Genomic DNA, 16,473 nt, shown 5'->3' with positions numbered 1-16,473 from the left:
AATGGCTAACAAGACTCTTTTTATATACAAAAAGAGACTTGTTTCATTAAAAACAAGTCTCGCTGTTTAAGAATATGCCGGAAATATAAAATTTCGTAATGACGACATAATCGCAACTACTAATCAAATTTCATGATTAAAGTTGCCTGCTACTCCCTTATTTGTATTTTACATTTTATCATAAATTATTATTAATTCAAGCAAAATGATTCTATTTTTTCAAAAATTAAAACCAAGAAACTTCTAATTCATAATCAGCAAAAACGTCTTCTGTTTCTGGATGTTTCAATTGATAATGAATATCAACTGTCTGTCCATTCGGGTCATGAGCAAATAAACTAGTGTCTGTCAGAAAATGTTGGGTACCAAGCGGTGTCGGAATGTGGACCAAGGCAGGTACTTTAGCAGAAAAACGCATAATGGATTTAGGATTAGAAAAGCGTGTCATCACTAGCTCATCCTGATTCAACTTAATAACCACTTTTTCTTTCTCGGAATTATGATGAACAAGATAGGTATAATCCCCTTTTTCCATAACCTCACAAGTGTGGATTTCTTCGATAATTTCCGTTTGATCGCCTACTTTAATTTTGTTTTTGATTTTAATTTCCATTGATTACTCCTTTCTGTTCTATAACTACTTTTTACTTAAGACGATAGCAACTCTAACCTCAAAGAGAGTTTCAACATTGCGTTTACCCTTTCTGCTTCAAGTAAACCACCTGGGTTTGTTTGACAAAGCCAATCTTTTCATACAAGCGTTTGGCACCTACATTGCTATCTTCCACTGCAATTTGGAAGGACTTGTCATTTTGCGCAATGAGTTGATTGACGACTGATTTTGCCAGATAGCTTCCATAGCCTTGGCCACGATAGGCTTCTGCTACGGCAAGTCCATAAAGGTAGTTGCTATTCCCAGATAAATCGACCGTACAAACTCCAATCACTTGACCTTCTTTGATGAGGATGTAAAGTAGGCCATCAGAGTCCTTCAATGCCTCTGTAATGTATCTGCGACTTACTTCGAGTGTTTGCTCTGCATCAGAAAAGGCTTGGTGGTGGAGATGGGCAATTGCATCTAGGTAAGAAGGTTCAGCTAAGAGCACCTTGACATCTGAACAGGAATCCAGAGCATATGGTGTTCTGTCTCTCCCTAGCCAGGTTTCCGTCTCTTCATCTTCAACCAAATCCCAATGACTTGCCAAATCAGGATGATGATCGAGAAAAACACGCTCCGTCTGAAAGGTCACTGAGCGAATAGGGTAAGATGCCATTTCTTTTTCAAAGCTTCTATACATCGCATGGGCAATACCCTCGCGACGATGACTAGGGTCCACTAGGATGCTCACTTCAATGTCTTCATCATCCGCATAAACCGTTAATAAGCCAAGCAACTCTCCCTCTTGACAATAGAGGAAAAAGGCCGGCATATTGGAATCAAAATTAAGCATATTGGAGAGATAAGGTTCTCGAAAGGTTTGATCATGGGCTTGGCAGCTAGCAATCAATGCTTTTGCTGACTTCCGTTCTTGCTCCGTCAATTGGTTGGTTGCTCGAATCACTTTATCTCTCCTTTATTTGTCTGACCTTATTTTACCAATTAAAAAGCATTTGGGCAATTCTTACCTAATCTACTTCTTTAAAGAGACAATAATACTTTTCTCAGGAAGAACTATGACAAAGCGCCTAAATTTTAGTAAAATAGAAGGGAAACTAACTAAACGAAACAGGTAATTATTATGTCTATTAAACTTATTGCTGTTGATATTGATGGAACGCTTTTAAATAGCCAACGTCAAGTTACACCGGAAGTCTTTCAAGCAATCCAAGATGCTAAAGCTGCTGGTGTAAAGGTTGTTATCGCGACTGGTCGCCCTATTCCAGGAGTTCTTCCACTTCTTGAAGAGCTTAACCTCAACCAAGACGGAGATTATGTTATCACATTCAATGGTGGGCTTGTCCAAGAAACTTCTACTGGTAATGAATTAATTCGTGAGACACTCTCATACGAAGACTACCTTGATATTGAGGTTTTGGCTAACAAGCTTGGTGTTCATTCTCACGCCATTACTAAAGATGGTATCTACACAAGTAATCGCAATATTGGCCGCTACACGGTTCATGAGTCTACACTTGTTCATATGCCGATTTACTATCGTACACCTGAAGAGGTAGCTGACAAGGAATTTGTTAAGGCCATGTATATCGATGAGCCTGAAATTCTTGATGCAGCCATTGCCAAACTTCCACAGGAATTTTATGACCGCTTTACCATTGTAAAATCAACACCATTTTACCTAGAAATTCTTAAGAAAACAGCCAACAAAGGGATTGCTGTAACCCATCTTGCTGAAAAACTCGGTCTTTCTAAAGAAGAAACAATGGCTATCGGTGATGAAGAAAATGACCGTGCTATGCTTGAAGTCGTTGGCTCTCCTGTTGTTATGGAAAATGGTAATCCAGAAATGAAGAAAATTGCGAAACACATCACAAAATCAAATGATGAATCTGGTGTCGCTTACGCTATTAGAAAGTGGGTTCTAGAATAATATGTATACCTATAAAACTGGACTCAGTACTTCTGAGCATGACCGTTTTGTTATAGATAGTCCTCAAACGAATTTATTACAGAGTAGTTCATGGGCTAAAATCAAGGACAGCTGGGGAAATGACCGCCTAGGTTTCTATCAAGATGGTAATATCGTTGCTGTCGCTAGTGTCCTTATTCAGCCGCTCCCTCTTGGCTTTTCTATGATTTATATCCCTCGTGGACCTATTATGGACTATCAAGATAAAGAGTTGCTCGCCTTTGTTATGGCTTCGCTTAAAAAATATGCTAAAACAAAGCGTGCCCTCTTTGTTAAATTTGATCCAAGCCTCTTTGTGACTAAAAACTTGATTTCACAAGAAGCTGAAATTCGTGAAGAAACACTAGCTATTGCTAAAAATATCCAGTCCCTTGGCGTTGAATGGACTGGCCTCACTGAAGATATGGCTGAAAATATTCAACCACGCTTCCAGGCTAATATCCATAAGGAAGATTTCACTGAGGAACAACTCTCTAAGAGTACCAAGCAGGCTGTTCGTACTGCTCGAAATAAGGGGATTTCAGTCCAATTTGGTGGCACTGAGCTTCTTGAACAATTCGCATCTTTGATGAAAAAGACTGAGGCCCGTAAGAACATCCACCTTCGTGGCATTGATTATTATGAAAAGTTGTTGACTACCTACCCAAAATCTTCTTACATTACACTCTCAACTCTTGATTTACCAGCTCGTCTCAAAGACCTCAATAAGCAACTCGAAAAGAACATTGCTGATGCAGCCAAGTTCACTGAAAAAACTAAACCAGGAAAAATCGAGAACAATAAACAAGAGCACAAGAGACTTAAAGAGGAAATTGACTTTCTTCAAGAAAAAGTTGATGCTGGAAATAAGACGGTCCCACTCTCTGGTACACTCGTTCTCGAATTTGGCAAGACATCTGAGAATATCTATGCAGGAATGGATGAAGATTACCGCCGTTATCAACCGGCTATCTTGACATGGTATGAAACAGCTAATCATGCTTTTGAGCGTGGTGCTGAGTGGCAAAACATGGGAGGAATTGAAAATTCACTAGATGGTGGTTTGTATAATTTCAAGTCCAAATTTAACCCACGTATTGAACAATTCATTGGGGAATTCAACCTTCCAGTTAGCCCTCTATACGGACCAGCCAATTTTGCCTATAAACTCCGTAAGAAATTACGTAGCAAACATTAATAATATATAAAATGAGACTCCATCTTGGAAGTCTCATTTTTTGATGATAGCTTAGTCTTTATCAGGAATAACCTTAAAGAGATAATAAGTGATGAAGACCGTCAGGCAAAAGAGTCCGATTTTCACCCATAGTATAGGGGCAAAAAAGATTGAAATTGCCATCAAAACATAGATTTGGATGATAATCTTTTTCTTTCGTTCTTTGGCAATTGATTTGGTTTCTCGAAAATCGGCTACATAACTTTGATACAGCTTAGTATGATATAACCATTTCTCAAAACGTTTGGAACTTCTAGCAAAGCAAGCAATGGCTAAAAGTAGAAAAGGTGTTGTGGGTAAGATAGGGAGGGGAATCCCAAGAATTCCCAAACCGAGCGAGACAAACCCTAACGAGAGATAAATTACTTTCATAAATACATTCCTTTTAAAAAGCTGCACTAAACGTATTAGTGCAGCTCTTCTGCTATTTTTAAATGTCTGTCAGTGGAGTCGCTGTGTCTGGTGAGGTATCATAAACTTTAAAGTCAGTTCCAACACCAAAGTCAGCACGTGCCAACTGATTTTCCATCGTCATGTGGGCCAACTCCTTGATATTATTTTCTTTGGAAAGGTGACCCAAGTAGATCTTTTTAGTTTTATTACCGATGGTACGAATCATAGCATCCGCTCCATCTTCATTACACAAGTGACCTTGATCAGAGAGGATACGTTGCTTGGTTGACCAAGGATATGAACCTGCTCTAAGGATTTCAACATCATGATTGGACTCAATCAGATAGCCGTCGGCATTCTCAATAATACCTGCCATACGATCAGAAACATAACCCGTATCCGTTAACATGACAAAACTCTTTCCATCTTTCATAAAGCGATAGAACTGTGGATCAATAGCATCGTGACTAACTCCAAAAGACTCAATATCAAGGTCTCCAAAGGTCAGAAGCTTGTCACGAGAAAAAACATGTTTCTGGCTATTATCAATCTTGCCAAGCATATTTTTACTATCCATAATCTGCCAGGTTTTCTCGTTGGCGTAGATATCCATGCCATATTTACGAGCTAAAACGCCTACGCCATGGATGTGATCCTTGTGTTCATGCGTTACTAAGATTGCATCCAAATCACTCGGGTCACGATCAATCTCAGCTAGCAAACTTGTGATTTTCTTACCAGACAAACCAGCATCTACAAGAATCTTCTTCTCTGGAGTTTCCAAGTAAAAGGAATTACCAGTTGACCCTGAAGCCAAAATACTATATTTAAACCCTAAATCTGAGATCATTTCTACTCCATCTCCCATTCATCAACCATCATGGCATCCTTGTCATATGGAAGCACAATTGTAAATGTTGAACCCTTACCATACTCACTCTTAGCCCAAATGAAGCCCTTATGTTGTTTAATAATCTCTTTGGCAATGGACAAGCCTAGACCCGTTCCACCCTGGGCACGACTTCTGGCCTTATCAACACGGTAAAAACGGTCGAAAATCAAAGGTAAATCTTTCTTAGGGATACCTAAACCTTGGTCAGAAATAGAAACAATCAACTGTGAATCAGTTGTCTTCATGGACACTGTAATCTCACCACCATCAGGAGAATACTTGATGGCATTGTTAAGAATATTATCCACGACCTGAGTCATCTTATCCGTATCAATCTCCACCCAAATAGAATTTACAGGGTAATCTCGAATAATTTCGTACGTCTTACCAGTATTGCTTTCTTGACTTTTGATTTGATCAAAACGATTCAAGATATAGGTCATGAAGGCCGTGAAATTAGTCATTTCAACATCAAGTTGAGTGCTCTTATTGTCAATACGAGAAAGTGCCAAGAGGTCAGAAATCATTCGCATCATACGATTGGTCTCATCTAGCGAAACTTTGATAAAGTTAGGGGCGATATCTTCGTTGAGAGCTCCATCATCAAGTGCCTCTAGATAAGATTTTACAGAAGTCAGAGGTGTACGCAACTCGTGACTAACGTTTGAAACAAATAGACGACGTTCACGCTCTTCTTTTTCCTGCTCAGTAGCATCATGAAGAACGGCAACCAGACCTGAAATGAATCCAGACTCTTTACGAATAAGAGCAAAGTTAACGCGTAAGGTCACAAATTCATCGTTGGCATCTCGACGAGACAAATGAATTTCAGGAGTCTTAGACAGCAATTCACTATAGGTGTAGGGATTTTCACCATCTAATAAGTCTAAAATGGACATCTGTGTCGCTGTCTCAAAATCTAGATTCAACAAACGCTGAGCTGTGCTATTAATCATGGTAATTTGACCACGACGATTTGTCGCAATGACTCCATCACTCATGTAAGAGAGGACTGATGATAAGCGGTTTTTTTCCTGGGCTAGATTTTCATGTGTCAAACGAAAGACGTCCGATAAATCATTTAAGCTATCAGCTAGCTCTAAAAGCTCTGGATCACCCTTTAAACGTAACTCCTCATTATAGTTACCTGCCATTAAGGACTTGACCCTCTTGGTCAACTTTCGAATATTTTTGACTTGTCGATAATCACGATAAGCAAGAAAAATAAAGTAGAAAGCCACAAAAAGGAGCGTAAAGAGTAAGGCTAGTTCAAAGCTTGTGATGTTTAAGCCAATACTAGTCATAATTCTTCATATAATAACCAACACCACGACGCGTCAAAATATATTCAGGACGACTAGGTGTATCTTCAATTTTTTCACGGAGACGACGAATGGTTACGTCAACCGTACGAACATCACCAAAATAGTCATAGCCCCAAACAGTTTCAAGCAAATGCTCACGCGTCATCACTTGTCCCATATGAGTTGCCAAATGGAAAAGCAACTCAAATTCACGGTGTGTGAGCTCAACTTCATTTCCACGTTTTTTAGCAACAAATGCATCTGGAACAATAATCAACTCACCAATTGAAATCTCCTGCTTGCCAGAGTTAGAGCTTTCTTCTGCTGCTGTTTCAATAGTCTCTGTACGACGCAGGTGAGCTTTGATACGTGCCAACAATTCACGATTAGAAAATGGTTTCGTCACATAGTCGTCCGCCCCAATTTCTAGTCCGATAACCTTATCAAACTCGCTATCCTTAGCGGAGAGCATGATAATTGGTGTATGACTTGTCTTTCGAATTTCCTTAGCAACTTCTAAACCATCTAGTTCAGGCAACATCAAGTCCAGGATGACCAAGTCTGGCTTTTCAGCTTCAAACTGCTCCAAAGCTTCACGACCATCAAAAGCCGTAACCACTTCATAACCTTCTTTTGTCAGGTTAAACTTGATGATGTCCGAAATCGGTCTTTCGTCATCAACAACTAGAATTTTTTTCATATAAACACCTCATCGGTTTTCTTAAGTCATTTCATTTCTGCAAAGTAGAAAAAAACTTTACATATCAAACACATTATACCAAAAATTAGGTCAAGGACCAAGTTTCTACTATAGATATCACGAGATATCACGCTGATAGACAAGCTTTCTTTGTTTTTTGAGATAGTTTTGTAACCTGTAATCGGTTAAAAGGCGAACATTATGATTGAATTTTCAAACATTTTTGACATTTACCGATATATATAGTAAAATACACACTTGTTGTTACATATATAAATGTAAAATTTTAGGAGGCTCTTATGGCACTTATCGAATTTAAAAATGTCAATAAATACTACGGAGATTATCATGCACTTCGTGATATCAATCTAGAAATTGAAAAAGGACAAGTTGTGGTTCTCTTGGGACCTTCTGGGTCTGGGAAATCTACCCTTATCCGTACAATCAATGCCTTGGAATCAATTGATAACGGTACCCTAATCGTTAACGGACATAATGTGACAGAAGCTTCTGCCAAAGACTTGGTGGAACTTCGTAAGGAAGCAGGGATGGTCTTCCAGCACTTCAACCTCTACCCACACAAAACCGTTCTTGAAAATGTAACTTTGGCACCAATCAAGGTTCTTGGAATCAGTAAGGCAGACGCCGAAAAGACTGCTGAAAAATTCCTTCGCTACGTTAACATGTGGGACAAGAAAGATTCATACCCTGGCATGCTTTCTGGTGGGCAAAAACAACGTATCGCAATTGCCCGTGGTCTTGCCATGAATCCTGAGCTCTTGCTCTTTGATGAACCAACGTCAGCCCTTGACCCAGAAACTATCGGTGACGTGCTTGCGGTTATGCAAAACCTTGCCAAAGGTGGCATGAACATGGTTGTCGTAACCCACGAAATGGGCTTTGCCCGCAGTGTGGCTGACCGTATCATTTTCATGGCTGAAGGTCAAGTTCTTGTAGACACTACGGATGTGGATGGTTTCTTTGACAATCCAACTGAACCTCGTGCAGTTCAATTCCTTTCTAAGATTATCGACCACAACTCTGATCGTGTCCAAGTGGACGCCTAAGGAGGACTTATGTTAATCAAGAAACTTAGTCGCATTTTAGCTATCTCTGTTATAGCTTTTCTAGCAGTTCTCCTCTGGAACACTAAAAGTAGTCAGGCAGATGAAAGCAGTAAACTACTCAATAGTGCTGCAATTCAAAAAATTGTCAAAAAAGGGACTCTAAACGTTGGTGTCAAACAGGATGTCCCAAACTTTGGTTACTATTCAGCCAAAACTAATACCTATCAAGGGATGGAAATTGACCTCGCTAAGAAAATTGCCAAAGAACTTAAGGTTAAGGTGAATTTTACAGCGGTTACCCCACAAACTCGTGAAGCCCTTATGGATAACGGAACTATTGACATGCTTATCGCTACTTATACCATTACAGATGAGCGTAAGGCTTCATATGCCATGTCAAATCCTTACTACTACGACCAAATCGGTTTCCTCGTTCAAACCAAATCTGGCTATAAGAAACTTTCTGACCTAAACGGTAAAACTATTGGAGTGTCTCAAGGGTCATCTGCCAAAGCTGCTGTTGAAGAGTACGCTTCAGCTAATAACCTTAAGTTTGACTACGTTCAACTTGGATCTTATCCTGAGTTAGCCGTATCACTCTATGCTTACCGTATTGACGCCTTTGCTGGTGATAAATCAATCTTGTCAGGTTACGAAAGTGATAAAACCAAGATCCTTGATGAAGGTTTCAAAACACAAGAGTACGGTATTGCTTCAAGTAAGTCTAACCAAGAGTTGATTGATTATACCAACGATTTGATTGCTAAATGGCAAAAAGATGGTAGCCTTCAAAAACTCTACGATAAGTATCACTTGAAACCAGCTAAGGCTGAAGATAAATAGAAAGGAGTCCTGAATTTATGTATCTTTTAACTGAAACGGCTAGTCCTTTCGCTCTTGAACGTTGGGCTGCTTTCTTCGCTAACTTTGGTCAGTTTGCCAAAGGTTTCTTCTATACCCTCGGTATTTCAATTGGTGCCTTGATTGTTGCCCTTCTTCTTGGGCTTATCTTTGGGGCTATGAGTTCGACTCATAACAAAGTCCTTCGTGGCATTTCACGTGTTTATGTCGAAATCTTCCAGAACACACCCTTGCTCGTGCAATTCGTGGTTGTCTTCTATGGGATTTCAATCTTGACTGATGGTCATGTCATGATTCCAATTTCATTGACAGCTATCCTTTGTGTGGGTGTCTACACAGGAGCCTATATCTCTGAAATTATTCGTACAGGTATCGAGGCAGTTCCTAAAGGTCAAACCGAAGCCGCTTTGTCTCAAGGATTCACCTACGCTGATACCATGCGTATCATCATCTTGCCTCAAGCCGTGCGTACTATCTTGCCACCATTGACCAACCAAGTGGTTAACTTGATTAAGAATACTTCTACAGTTGCCATTATCTCTGGGGCAGATATCATGTTCACTGCTAAGGCTTGGGCTTATGATACCACTAACTATGTGCCGGCCTTTGCTGGGGCTGCCTTCCTCTACTTTATCATGTGTTTCCCTCTAGCTACTTGGGCACGTCGTAAAGAAGAAGAGAATAAGAAAGCTTACTAAGGAGGTCCACTATGTCAGAAGTTTTATCAGCTACTAACCTTAAATTCTTGGCACAAGGGATGTGGACGACTCTTTACTTGTCTTTCTTCATCATCGTGCTATCTACCCTGTTCGGAACTATTCTGGCGGTGATGCGTAACGGAAAGAATCCTATTCTGCGTTGGATTGCTTCTATCTACGTTGAGTTCGTCCGTAATGTTCCTAACTTGCTTTGGATTTTCATTATCTTCCTGGTCTTCCAACTCAAATCAACTGCGGCAGGGATTACCTCTTTCACGGTCTTTACCTCTGCTGCCTTGGCGGAAATCATTCGTGGGGGACTGAACTCTATCGACCATGGCCAAACGGAAGCCGGCTTGTCTCAAGGATTTAACAACAAACAAATCTTTATTTACATCATCTTCCCACAAGCTATTCGTAAGATGTTACCATCTATCATTTCTCAATTCGTAACAGTTATCAAGGATACTTCTTTCCTTTACTCTGTTATCGCCTTACAAGAATTGTTTGGTAAGAGTCAGATTTTGATGGGTGGTTACTACGAACCTAGCCAAATCTTTACCTTATACGGAATTGTGGCTTTAGCTTATTTCGTGGTTAACTTTGCTATTTCTAGCTACTCTCGCTACCTCTCTAAACAATGGGAGCAAGCTAGTGAATAAAATAAAAACTCACCTGCGGGTGGGTTTTTGTTTTTCTAGATACTAAAAACGACTCCAACCGGAGTCGTTTTTTCATTAATTCACCGTTACTTTCCCTGAATAATAATCTAGGGTAATTCCCTGTTGGACATTTGGAACGAAGACGTTGAACTCAAGCGAGCCATCTGCTGACTTGGCTTCAAGATGTGATCCTGATGGAATCAGGTTATCTCCTTCATAAATGAGGGTAACGCGATAACGGACACGTTTATTTTTATCCTGAGCTTTACGTACCAGGCTTTCATAATAGTTTTGGCCTGTGGAAGTTTCGCTATTAGCTTGGTTAGCCCAAGCAGTTTGAACGGCAATATTTTCTGGATTTGAAGTCGAGGCATCAAATCCTTTGAGACCACCTACAAGTGCATAACCTAACAAATGGCCTCGGTCTACGGCATGGCTATACTCTCCTGAAAGATTGTGAACTTGATGCCATCCAGCTGGTGTCCAAGAGGTTGAGCCATTCCCTGTTTCTTGACGATTTTTGTACTGTCTGGTCGCTTTACTTAACAAGGCATTCGCAACTGTAGGAACCGTTTGTCCTTGAACCGTTTTAACTTGGTTATTAGCGTAGGGTTGGCTAGATACCTTAGCATTAAGATTGGTTTTATTACCGTTAACAATATAGGCACCAGCCCCATTCCATTCTATGGCGTTTCCTAGTTGACTCTTGACAGAGCTGGTCATCACCGTCTCTGCGAGTTGCTCTTGTGGCGTAGACTGCCCACTTGTTGAGCCGTTTGATTTGACGTAGTTATTGGATTTTCCCGAGACTAGACTAGCTACCTGCTTGATTGGATTGTTAGGTGAGAGCTTATTACTCGTTCCAACGTAACCTAAAACTGCAATCAAAACCGCTATCAGTAACGAGACTAGCTGACGTTTCTGTTTATTTGTTAAAGATGTCTTTCTTTTTGCCATTGTTCTCTTTCTTTTATATGAATGTCATGACTAAAGGAGCGGGATTACTTCCCACTCCCTTTATTTTCCTGTAAATTTAGCAACAATTGCCTGCCAAGTTTCTGGTTTTAAGATGCTTATTGGATCCTTGCCCTCTCCTAAAACAGCATAGCCAACCATCAAACCGATAGCTAGAAAAGCAAGGCCAATCACACACACACTCAAAACAAGTAATAATTGACGAAAAACATAGCCTTTACCAGTTTCCATACTAAGCCTCACTTACACGTGAAATATTTGCTCCTAGTTTAGCTAGTTTCTCATGGAATTGATAGTAACCACGATCCAAGTGTGTTAATTTACCAACAGTCGTTGTTCCTTCAGCTACCATTCCTGTAAGAATAAGTGCTGCTGAAGCTCGAAGGTCAGTAGACATAACCTGAGCACCTTGAAGTGGCAAACCACCGTGAATCATAGCCGTGTCACGAAGGATTTCTGAATGAAGTCCCATACGACGCATTTCTTCCAAGTGTTGGAAGCGATTCTCAAAGACAGTTTCAATCATGGTTGATTCCCCGTTTACCACTGCCATAAGTGCTGTAAATTGAGCCTGCATGTCAGTTGGGAAACCTGGGTGAGGTAGAGTTTTAACGGTTACTGGTTTCAATTGAGAAATATCAGATTTAACACGAATGCCACCTTCTTCTTCCTTAACATCGACACCCATTTCCAATAATTTTGAAATCAAAGGACGGTTATGTTCCCAGATAGCATCTTTGATGAGAACATCTCCAGAAGTCATAGCTGCCGCTACCATAAAAGTACCGGCTTCAATACGGTCCTGAACAACCGCATGTTTAGTACCATGGAGAGCTTTAACACCTTTAATCACGAGCGTTTCAGTTCCAGCACCTTTGACGTCTGCTCCCATCTCGTTAAGAAGGAGGGCCAAGTCAACAATTTCTGGTTCACGCGCAGCATTTTCAATGGTTGTAACACCATCAGCCAAAGTTGCTGCCATCATAAGGTTTTGAGTGGCACCAACAGATGGGAAGTCCATATAAATAGTTGCACCTTTAAGGTTTTCTGCTGTCGCAGTAATGTCACCACCAACTTGGGTAATTTTAGCACCCATTGCTTCTAAACCTTTGAGGTGGAGGTCGATTGGACGACTACCAATCGTACAACCGCCAGGCATTGAAACCTTAGCGTGACCATTACGGGCAAGAATAGGTCCAAGAACTACGATTGACGCACGCATCTTGCTAACATACTCGTATGGTGCTTGATCGAGAATTTCTCCACTAGCATCAACGACAACGGTATTATTTTCCTCGTCAAAGTCTACAGCAATATCTAAACCACGAACAACATTATTCATCGTGTAAACATCTGACAAGATTGGAACATTAGTTAAGGTTGTTTGACCTTCTGAGGCCAAGATAGTCGCTGCCAACAAAGGGAGGACAGCGTTTTTAGCACCTTCAATGACAACCTCACCACTTAATCGAGTGTTGCCACCCTGCACAATAATTTTATCCATAAGGATTCCTTTCAAGGGTCATTTTCATCTTTTTGTATTATATCAAAAGTCTTTTAAAATCACTAATTTAAGAAATCGAGCTAGCCATATTCTGTCCAAAAGCTAAAACCGCCAGAACAAAGGAGCTGATAAGGTAGCCTAAGGCAATACTGATAAAGAGCAAAAAGAGTTTCAATTTACCAGTATTTTCAATCGGATTTTTGATGATCTTCGCCCAATCAAAAAGGCTAATCAGCATTTGGTAGCTCAATCCTATAAATACAAGGTGACTCGCCAAAGTGACGAATTGATTAATTATAGTCATAGTTTCATTATACCATAGAAAGCTAAGCTTAAACATAAAAAGAGGGTGAGACAGTTCTAAATCTGTAATCATTTAGTGACCGCTCCCACTCCTCTTCTCTTTATTTTTGAAGCTACTAGATTAGGCATAGTTTAAAATAATCTAGTGCTTATCTTACACTCCCTAGGAACTGATAATTTGAGTTATGCTACTTAGTCTTCATAACCGTTTGGGTTAGTCGTTTGCCAACGCCATGAATCTCTAACCATTTCTTTCAAGGTCTTCTTAGCTTCCCAGCCAAGGACTTCTTTGGCCTTTTCAGGAGAGGCATAGCAAGTAGCAATATCGCCAGCACGACGTCCTTGAATACGGTATGGGATAGCAACCTTGTTTTCAGCTTCGAAAGTCTTAACGAGATCCAAAACGCTATAACCATGTCCAGTACCCAAGTTGAAAATCTCAGCACCTTTATGACTCAAATTATATTTGACAGCAGCCAAGTGACCTGAGGCCAGGTCAAGAACGTGAATGTAGTCACGCACACCTGTACCATCTGGAGTTGGATAGTCATCCCCAAAGACGTTAAGCTCAGGCAGTTTACCGATAGCTACTTGTGTAATATATGGCATCAGGTTGTTTGGAATACCGTTTGGCAATTCCCCAATCAAACCACTTTCATGAGCACCGATAGGATTGAAATAACGAAGATTTGTGACAGACCATGACGGATCTGAAGCAGCTACGTCTGTAAGAATTTGTTCCATCATCAACTTAGTATAACCATATGGGTTAATCGCTGACGTTGGCATATCTTCGGTCATTGGAGAAGGATTATTGGTACCGTAAACTGTTGCACTTGAACTGAAGACGATGTTTTTAACATCATATTCCTTCATTTTTTCAAGGAGGGTAATGGTACCACTGATGTTGTTCTTATAATATTTCAAAGGTTTTTGAACAGATTCACCCACTGCCTTGAAGGCCGCAAAGTGAATAACTAACTCAATATCTTCATTTGTGAAAACCTTATCCAAAAAATCAGTATCTAAAATGGAGCCTTGATAAAATGGAAACTTTTTACCCGTAATCTTTTCCAAACGTTCAAGTACCGCTGGCGAACTATTTGAAAAGTCATCAACTAAGACTACATCGAAACCTGCATTAAGGAGTTCAACGGTTGTGTGGCTACCGATATAGCCAGCTCCTCCTGTAATTAAAATAGACATTTATTTTTCCTTTCTTACTTGCCAGTGCCTTTTTGATCCTTTTGAATCGTTGCTAATTTAGGCATAACTTCTCCTTCAAAACCTTTCATGGCAAAATGAACCGAAGGCTCTTGTGTCATTGGAGATAGAATTCCTAGCTTCACTTGATAGTTCTGATCTTTAGAATAGGCGAAACTTGCCTTAAGTTCAGTTGTTTGATCAGGAAGCAATTCAGACAAACGACACTCAAGTTGTTGTGCTTGAAGAACCTTGCCATTAGTATTACACAAGTATAATACCACAGGCCAATCCCCATATAAAGGGGCAACCCCAGAATTTTCCAAATTAAGGGTAATATCAACCTTGCTCTCTCCTTTGGAGATTGTCAAACCTGATACCCAGAGGCGATAGCCCATGTTCTTCAAAAGCTCCTTATAAGCAGCATGCCCGTCACCGATATCTTCAGCAACCTTTGGACCCAAGAAGGTCAGATGAGCTGCCTTAGCTTCTTCAGTTAACTCATCTAAGTTATTACCGAGTAAGCTTGACATAGACTGTGAACTTGTTAATTCACCACCGATAGGAGCCTTTTCCCAAGCCTTAGGCATGGCTTTCAAGGCTGCTTGCTCTTGAGTTTGATCGTATGAGCCACCATTTTGAATCCAATTTAACCAGGTTTTAGTTGCTGATTTGTCTCCAAAGACATCATTGTAGATTCCAAAATCACCTTCCAAACCTGTATCAAAAGGTCTTCTCATAAGAATCTTCGCTTTAGGAAAGGCTGGTTGAAACGGTGCAATATAGTCCTTACGAACTTCTTTTCGTGGCAATTGGCGAATGCCAGCATCTGAGTGAACATGCCACTCACCCCAGTGTCCTAAGCCACCAAGTTCGATGTAGGCGATAAAATCATCATTGCCCCAACGCTGTCCCATAGCAGTAACAGCTTCTTTATAGTATTTTCTAAGCAGTTTATTTTGGTAATTTGGTGAAAATCCTTTACCGTAGGATGTGTTATAAGCATCCCCAAGGTCAGAAATTTCATTTCCCAACCAGTCAGGGATATCCTTATGACTTGATTTGCCAGGGTAATCTAGCAAGAAACGTAAGACGACCTGCTTGCCTTCTTTCTTCCATCGTTTGAACTGGTTACTTTCTTCAATTGTTTCCCAGTTATAGTGGCCTTTTTTAGGTTCTAATTCTTTCCATGTGATATCAACATAGACAAGATGAACATCTTCAGAAACTGTTTTTTCTTCCGCTGAAGGGACATAACCCATGAGCGGATTCCCAAAACTCTTGTCTGAAAGCGTATATTCAAACTTGGTACCTGTATTTCTGGTATTCAAATACACAAAAATAGCATAAAGACCACTCGTAATGATGATTAGACAGATGACGAGCCAAAGTTTCTTCTTTCGACTACTCCAACTCTTCTTCTCACGTTTACTAGCCATGGTATTCGCCGTTGTATTGGATCAGCGTAAGGTCTTTGACACCTTCGATAGATTTAATGTTTTCAACGAAGGTAAGGTCGTTATTTTTCACAAAGACTTCAATAGCCATCTCAACACTGTCTTTTCGCATGGTTTCAGACTTGATAAAGTGTTTGATGCGACCAAGTTCTTGAATAACTTTGTCACCTGTGTGCTCACCATCATAGTGAACCACAGCGATATACACCTTACCAGTCTCTTGCAAGCGGCTAAAGACAATAAGCATTAAAAGGATAACGATAGACGTTACAACGGCTAGGACATACATACCTGCCCCTACCGTAATCCCTGAGGTAATTGCCCAGAAAAGGTAGAGCAAGTCCATAGGATCCTTAACTGCGGTACGGTAACGGACGATAGAGAGGGCACCGACCATACCAAGTGAGATAACGATGTTTGAACTGATTGCCAGTGTTACCATTGACGTGAGCAAGGTCATACCGACCAAGGTCATGGCAAAACTGCGTGAATAAATAACGCCTGTAAAGAAATGCTGATAAACCTTATAGATAAAGGCTCCAATCAACAAGGCAAGTAGCAAGACGATAACAATACGTAACGGTGATTGTGTCGCATAGTTATCAGACTGCAAAATTGATTTTTTTATAAAGTCTTGAACACTCATAAAC

The 16,473-nt window shown here is 40.3% G+C and carries 19 protein-coding genes; 6 read left to right on the top strand and 13 right to left on the bottom strand.

Annotated elements, in window-relative coordinates:
- Positions 1–226: 226 nt before the first annotated feature.
- Positions 227–613: a YwiB family protein gene (locus tag SSAL8618_RS04960; RefSeq protein ID WP_002884910.1), complete on the bottom strand. Its 387-nt coding sequence runs from the start codon at positions 611–613 to the stop codon at positions 227–229.
- Positions 614–695: 82 nt separating this feature from the next.
- Positions 696–1,562, bottom strand: a complete 867-nt coding sequence (locus SSAL8618_RS04955; RefSeq protein WP_038675894.1) for a GNAT family N-acetyltransferase — start codon at positions 1,560–1,562, stop codon at positions 696–698.
- Between the two features lie 177 nt (positions 1,563–1,739).
- On the opposite strand from SSAL8618_RS04955, the gene yidA reads away from it, so the two are divergent.
- Positions 1,740–2,549 carry a sugar-phosphatase gene (gene yidA, locus SSAL8618_RS04950; protein ID WP_002890845.1) on the top strand — a complete coding sequence of 270 codons (810 nt, stop codon included), beginning with the start codon at positions 1,740–1,742 and terminating at the stop codon, positions 2,547–2,549.
- Position 2,550: 1 nt separating this feature from the next.
- On the top strand, positions 2,551–3,765 hold the full coding sequence (locus SSAL8618_RS04945; protein WP_038675892.1) for an aminoacyltransferase: 1,215 nt from the start codon (positions 2,551–2,553) through the stop codon (positions 3,763–3,765).
- Between the two features lie 51 nt (positions 3,766–3,816).
- Here SSAL8618_RS04945 and SSAL8618_RS04940 read toward each other — a convergent pair whose 3' ends face one another.
- Genes SSAL8618_RS04940 through yycF form a run of 4 tightly spaced genes read right to left on the bottom strand, consistent with a single transcriptional unit; the run spans position 3,817 to position 7,093 of the window.
- Positions 3,817–4,176, bottom strand: coding sequence for a YbaN family protein (locus SSAL8618_RS04940; RefSeq protein WP_037611660.1), 360 nt, complete (start codon positions 4,174–4,176; stop codon positions 3,817–3,819).
- A 58-nt stretch (positions 4,177–4,234) separates the two neighbouring features.
- Positions 4,235–5,044 (bottom strand): exodeoxyribonuclease WalJ, encoded by an 810-nt coding sequence (walJ, locus tag SSAL8618_RS04935; protein ID WP_126405093.1) that lies wholly within the window; start codon positions 5,042–5,044, stop codon positions 4,235–4,237.
- A gap of 5 nt (positions 5,045–5,049) precedes the next feature.
- The gene (gene vicK, locus SSAL8618_RS04930) at positions 5,050–6,393 is read right to left on the bottom strand and encodes a cell wall metabolism sensor histidine kinase VicK (RefSeq protein ID WP_038675887.1); all 1,344 of its coding nucleotides are present in this window, start codon (positions 6,391–6,393) and stop codon (positions 5,050–5,052) included.
- Positions 6,386–7,093, bottom strand: coding sequence for a response regulator YycF (gene yycF / locus SSAL8618_RS04925; protein ID WP_002884978.1), 708 nt, complete (start codon positions 7,091–7,093; stop codon positions 6,386–6,388). The genes vicK and yycF overlap by 8 nt, the downstream gene beginning before the upstream one ends.
- Positions 7,094–7,392: 299 nt before the next feature.
- Here yycF and SSAL8618_RS04920 point away from each other — a divergent pair, with 299 nt between their 5' ends.
- Genes SSAL8618_RS04920 through SSAL8618_RS04905 form a run of 4 tightly spaced genes read left to right on the top strand, consistent with a single transcriptional unit; the run spans position 7,393 to position 10,381 of the window.
- Positions 7,393–8,160, top strand: a complete 768-nt coding sequence (locus tag SSAL8618_RS04920) for an amino acid ABC transporter ATP-binding protein (RefSeq protein ID WP_038675884.1) — start codon at positions 7,393–7,395, stop codon at positions 8,158–8,160.
- Positions 8,161–8,169: 9 nt separating this feature from the next.
- Positions 8,170–9,003 (top strand): transporter substrate-binding domain-containing protein, encoded by an 834-nt coding sequence (locus SSAL8618_RS04915; RefSeq protein ID WP_037611665.1) that lies wholly within the window; start codon positions 8,170–8,172, stop codon positions 9,001–9,003.
- A gap of 17 nt (positions 9,004–9,020) precedes the next feature.
- A complete protein-coding gene (locus SSAL8618_RS04910; protein WP_002886251.1) occupies positions 9,021–9,719 on the top strand; it encodes an amino acid ABC transporter permease in 699 nt (232 codons plus the stop codon).
- An 11-nt stretch (positions 9,720–9,730) separates the two neighbouring features.
- The gene (locus tag SSAL8618_RS04905) at positions 9,731–10,381 is read left to right on the top strand and encodes an amino acid ABC transporter permease (protein WP_002886253.1); all 651 of its coding nucleotides are present in this window, start codon (positions 9,731–9,733) and stop codon (positions 10,379–10,381) included.
- Between the two features lie 75 nt (positions 10,382–10,456).
- Here the strand turns inward: SSAL8618_RS04905 and SSAL8618_RS04900 are convergent, their stop codons facing one another.
- The 7 genes from SSAL8618_RS04900 to SSAL8618_RS04870 all read right to left on the bottom strand — a co-directional run bounded on the left by SSAL8618_RS04900 (position 10,457) and on the right by SSAL8618_RS04870 (position 16,469).
- Entirely contained in the window at positions 10,457–11,338 is an 882-nt protein-coding gene (locus tag SSAL8618_RS04900; RefSeq protein ID WP_038675882.1) for a DNA/RNA non-specific endonuclease, read from the bottom strand.
- A 60-nt stretch (positions 11,339–11,398) separates the two neighbouring features.
- Positions 11,399–11,587 carry a DNA-directed RNA polymerase subunit beta gene (locus SSAL8618_RS04895; protein WP_013990684.1) on the bottom strand — a complete coding sequence of 63 codons (189 nt, stop codon included), beginning with the start codon at positions 11,585–11,587 and terminating at the stop codon, positions 11,399–11,401.
- A gap of 1 nt (position 11,588) precedes the next feature.
- Positions 11,589–12,860, bottom strand: a complete 1,272-nt coding sequence (gene murA / locus SSAL8618_RS04890) for a UDP-N-acetylglucosamine 1-carboxyvinyltransferase (RefSeq protein ID WP_038675881.1) — start codon at positions 12,858–12,860, stop codon at positions 11,589–11,591.
- Positions 12,861–12,927: 67 nt separating this feature from the next.
- Positions 12,928–13,164, bottom strand: coding sequence for a DUF1146 family protein (locus tag SSAL8618_RS04885; RefSeq protein ID WP_037603973.1), 237 nt, complete (start codon positions 13,162–13,164; stop codon positions 12,928–12,930).
- Between the two features lie 191 nt (positions 13,165–13,355).
- Positions 13,356–14,369, bottom strand: a complete 1,014-nt coding sequence (galE, locus tag SSAL8618_RS04880; RefSeq protein ID WP_021144269.1) for a UDP-glucose 4-epimerase GalE — start codon at positions 14,367–14,369, stop codon at positions 13,356–13,358.
- A 14-nt stretch (positions 14,370–14,383) separates the two neighbouring features.
- Positions 14,384–15,805 carry a DUF4832 domain-containing protein gene (locus tag SSAL8618_RS04875; RefSeq protein ID WP_038675879.1) on the bottom strand — a complete coding sequence of 474 codons (1,422 nt, stop codon included), beginning with the start codon at positions 15,803–15,805 and terminating at the stop codon, positions 14,384–14,386.
- Entirely contained in the window at positions 15,798–16,469 is a 672-nt protein-coding gene (locus SSAL8618_RS04870; protein WP_022496458.1) for a DUF4956 domain-containing protein, read from the bottom strand. The genes SSAL8618_RS04875 and SSAL8618_RS04870 overlap by 8 nt, the downstream gene beginning before the upstream one ends.
- Positions 16,470–16,473: the final 4 nt, after the last annotated feature.

The organism is Streptococcus salivarius (genome assembly GCF_000785515.1).
Taxonomy (GTDB): domain Bacteria; phylum Bacillota; class Bacilli; order Lactobacillales; family Streptococcaceae; genus Streptococcus; species Streptococcus salivarius.
The sequence above is the reverse complement of the archived record's forward strand: the minus strand, read 5'-3'. Positions and strand labels throughout refer to the sequence as shown.

Bases quoted from the DNA above. Each gene is read 5' to 3' on its own strand.
- SSAL8618_RS04960 (WP_002884910.1), bottom strand. From the start codon at position 613: ATGGAAATTAAAATCAAAAACAAAATTAAAGTAGGCGATCAAACGGAA.
- yidA (WP_002890845.1), top strand. From the start codon at position 1,740: ATGTCTATTAAACTTATTGCTGTTGATATTGATGGAACGCTTTTAAAT.
- SSAL8618_RS04945 (WP_038675892.1), top strand. From the start codon at position 2,551: ATGTATACCTATAAAACTGGACTCAGTACTTCTGAGCATGACCGTTTT.
- SSAL8618_RS04940 (WP_037611660.1), bottom strand. From the start codon at position 4,176: ATGAAAGTAATTTATCTCTCGTTAGGGTTTGTCTCGCTCGGTTTGGGA.
- vicK (WP_038675887.1), bottom strand. From the start codon at position 6,393: ATGACTAGTATTGGCTTAAACATCACAAGCTTTGAACTAGCCTTACTC.
- yycF (WP_002884978.1), bottom strand. From the start codon at position 7,093: ATGAAAAAAATTCTAGTTGTTGATGACGAAAGACCGATTTCGGACATC.
- SSAL8618_RS04920 (WP_038675884.1), top strand. From the start codon at position 7,393: ATGGCACTTATCGAATTTAAAAATGTCAATAAATACTACGGAGATTAT.
- SSAL8618_RS04915 (WP_037611665.1), top strand. From the start codon at position 8,170: ATGTTAATCAAGAAACTTAGTCGCATTTTAGCTATCTCTGTTATAGCT.
- SSAL8618_RS04910 (WP_002886251.1), top strand. From the start codon at position 9,021: ATGTATCTTTTAACTGAAACGGCTAGTCCTTTCGCTCTTGAACGTTGG.
- SSAL8618_RS04905 (WP_002886253.1), top strand. From the start codon at position 9,731: ATGTCAGAAGTTTTATCAGCTACTAACCTTAAATTCTTGGCACAAGGG.
- SSAL8618_RS04900 (WP_038675882.1), bottom strand. From the start codon at position 11,338: ATGGCAAAAAGAAAGACATCTTTAACAAATAAACAGAAACGTCAGCTA.
- SSAL8618_RS04895 (WP_013990684.1), bottom strand. From the start codon at position 11,587: ATGGAAACTGGTAAAGGCTATGTTTTTCGTCAATTATTACTTGTTTTG.
- murA (WP_038675881.1), bottom strand. From the start codon at position 12,860: ATGGATAAAATTATTGTGCAGGGTGGCAACACTCGATTAAGTGGTGAG.
- SSAL8618_RS04885 (WP_037603973.1), bottom strand. From the start codon at position 13,164: ATGACTATAATTAATCAATTCGTCACTTTGGCGAGTCACCTTGTATTT.
- galE (WP_021144269.1), bottom strand. From the start codon at position 14,369: ATGTCTATTTTAATTACAGGAGGAGCTGGCTATATCGGTAGCCACACA.
- SSAL8618_RS04875 (WP_038675879.1), bottom strand. From the start codon at position 15,805: ATGGCTAGTAAACGTGAGAAGAAGAGTTGGAGTAGTCGAAAGAAGAAA.
- SSAL8618_RS04870 (WP_022496458.1), bottom strand. From the start codon at position 16,469: ATGAGTGTTCAAGACTTTATAAAAAAATCAATTTTGCAGTCTGATAAC.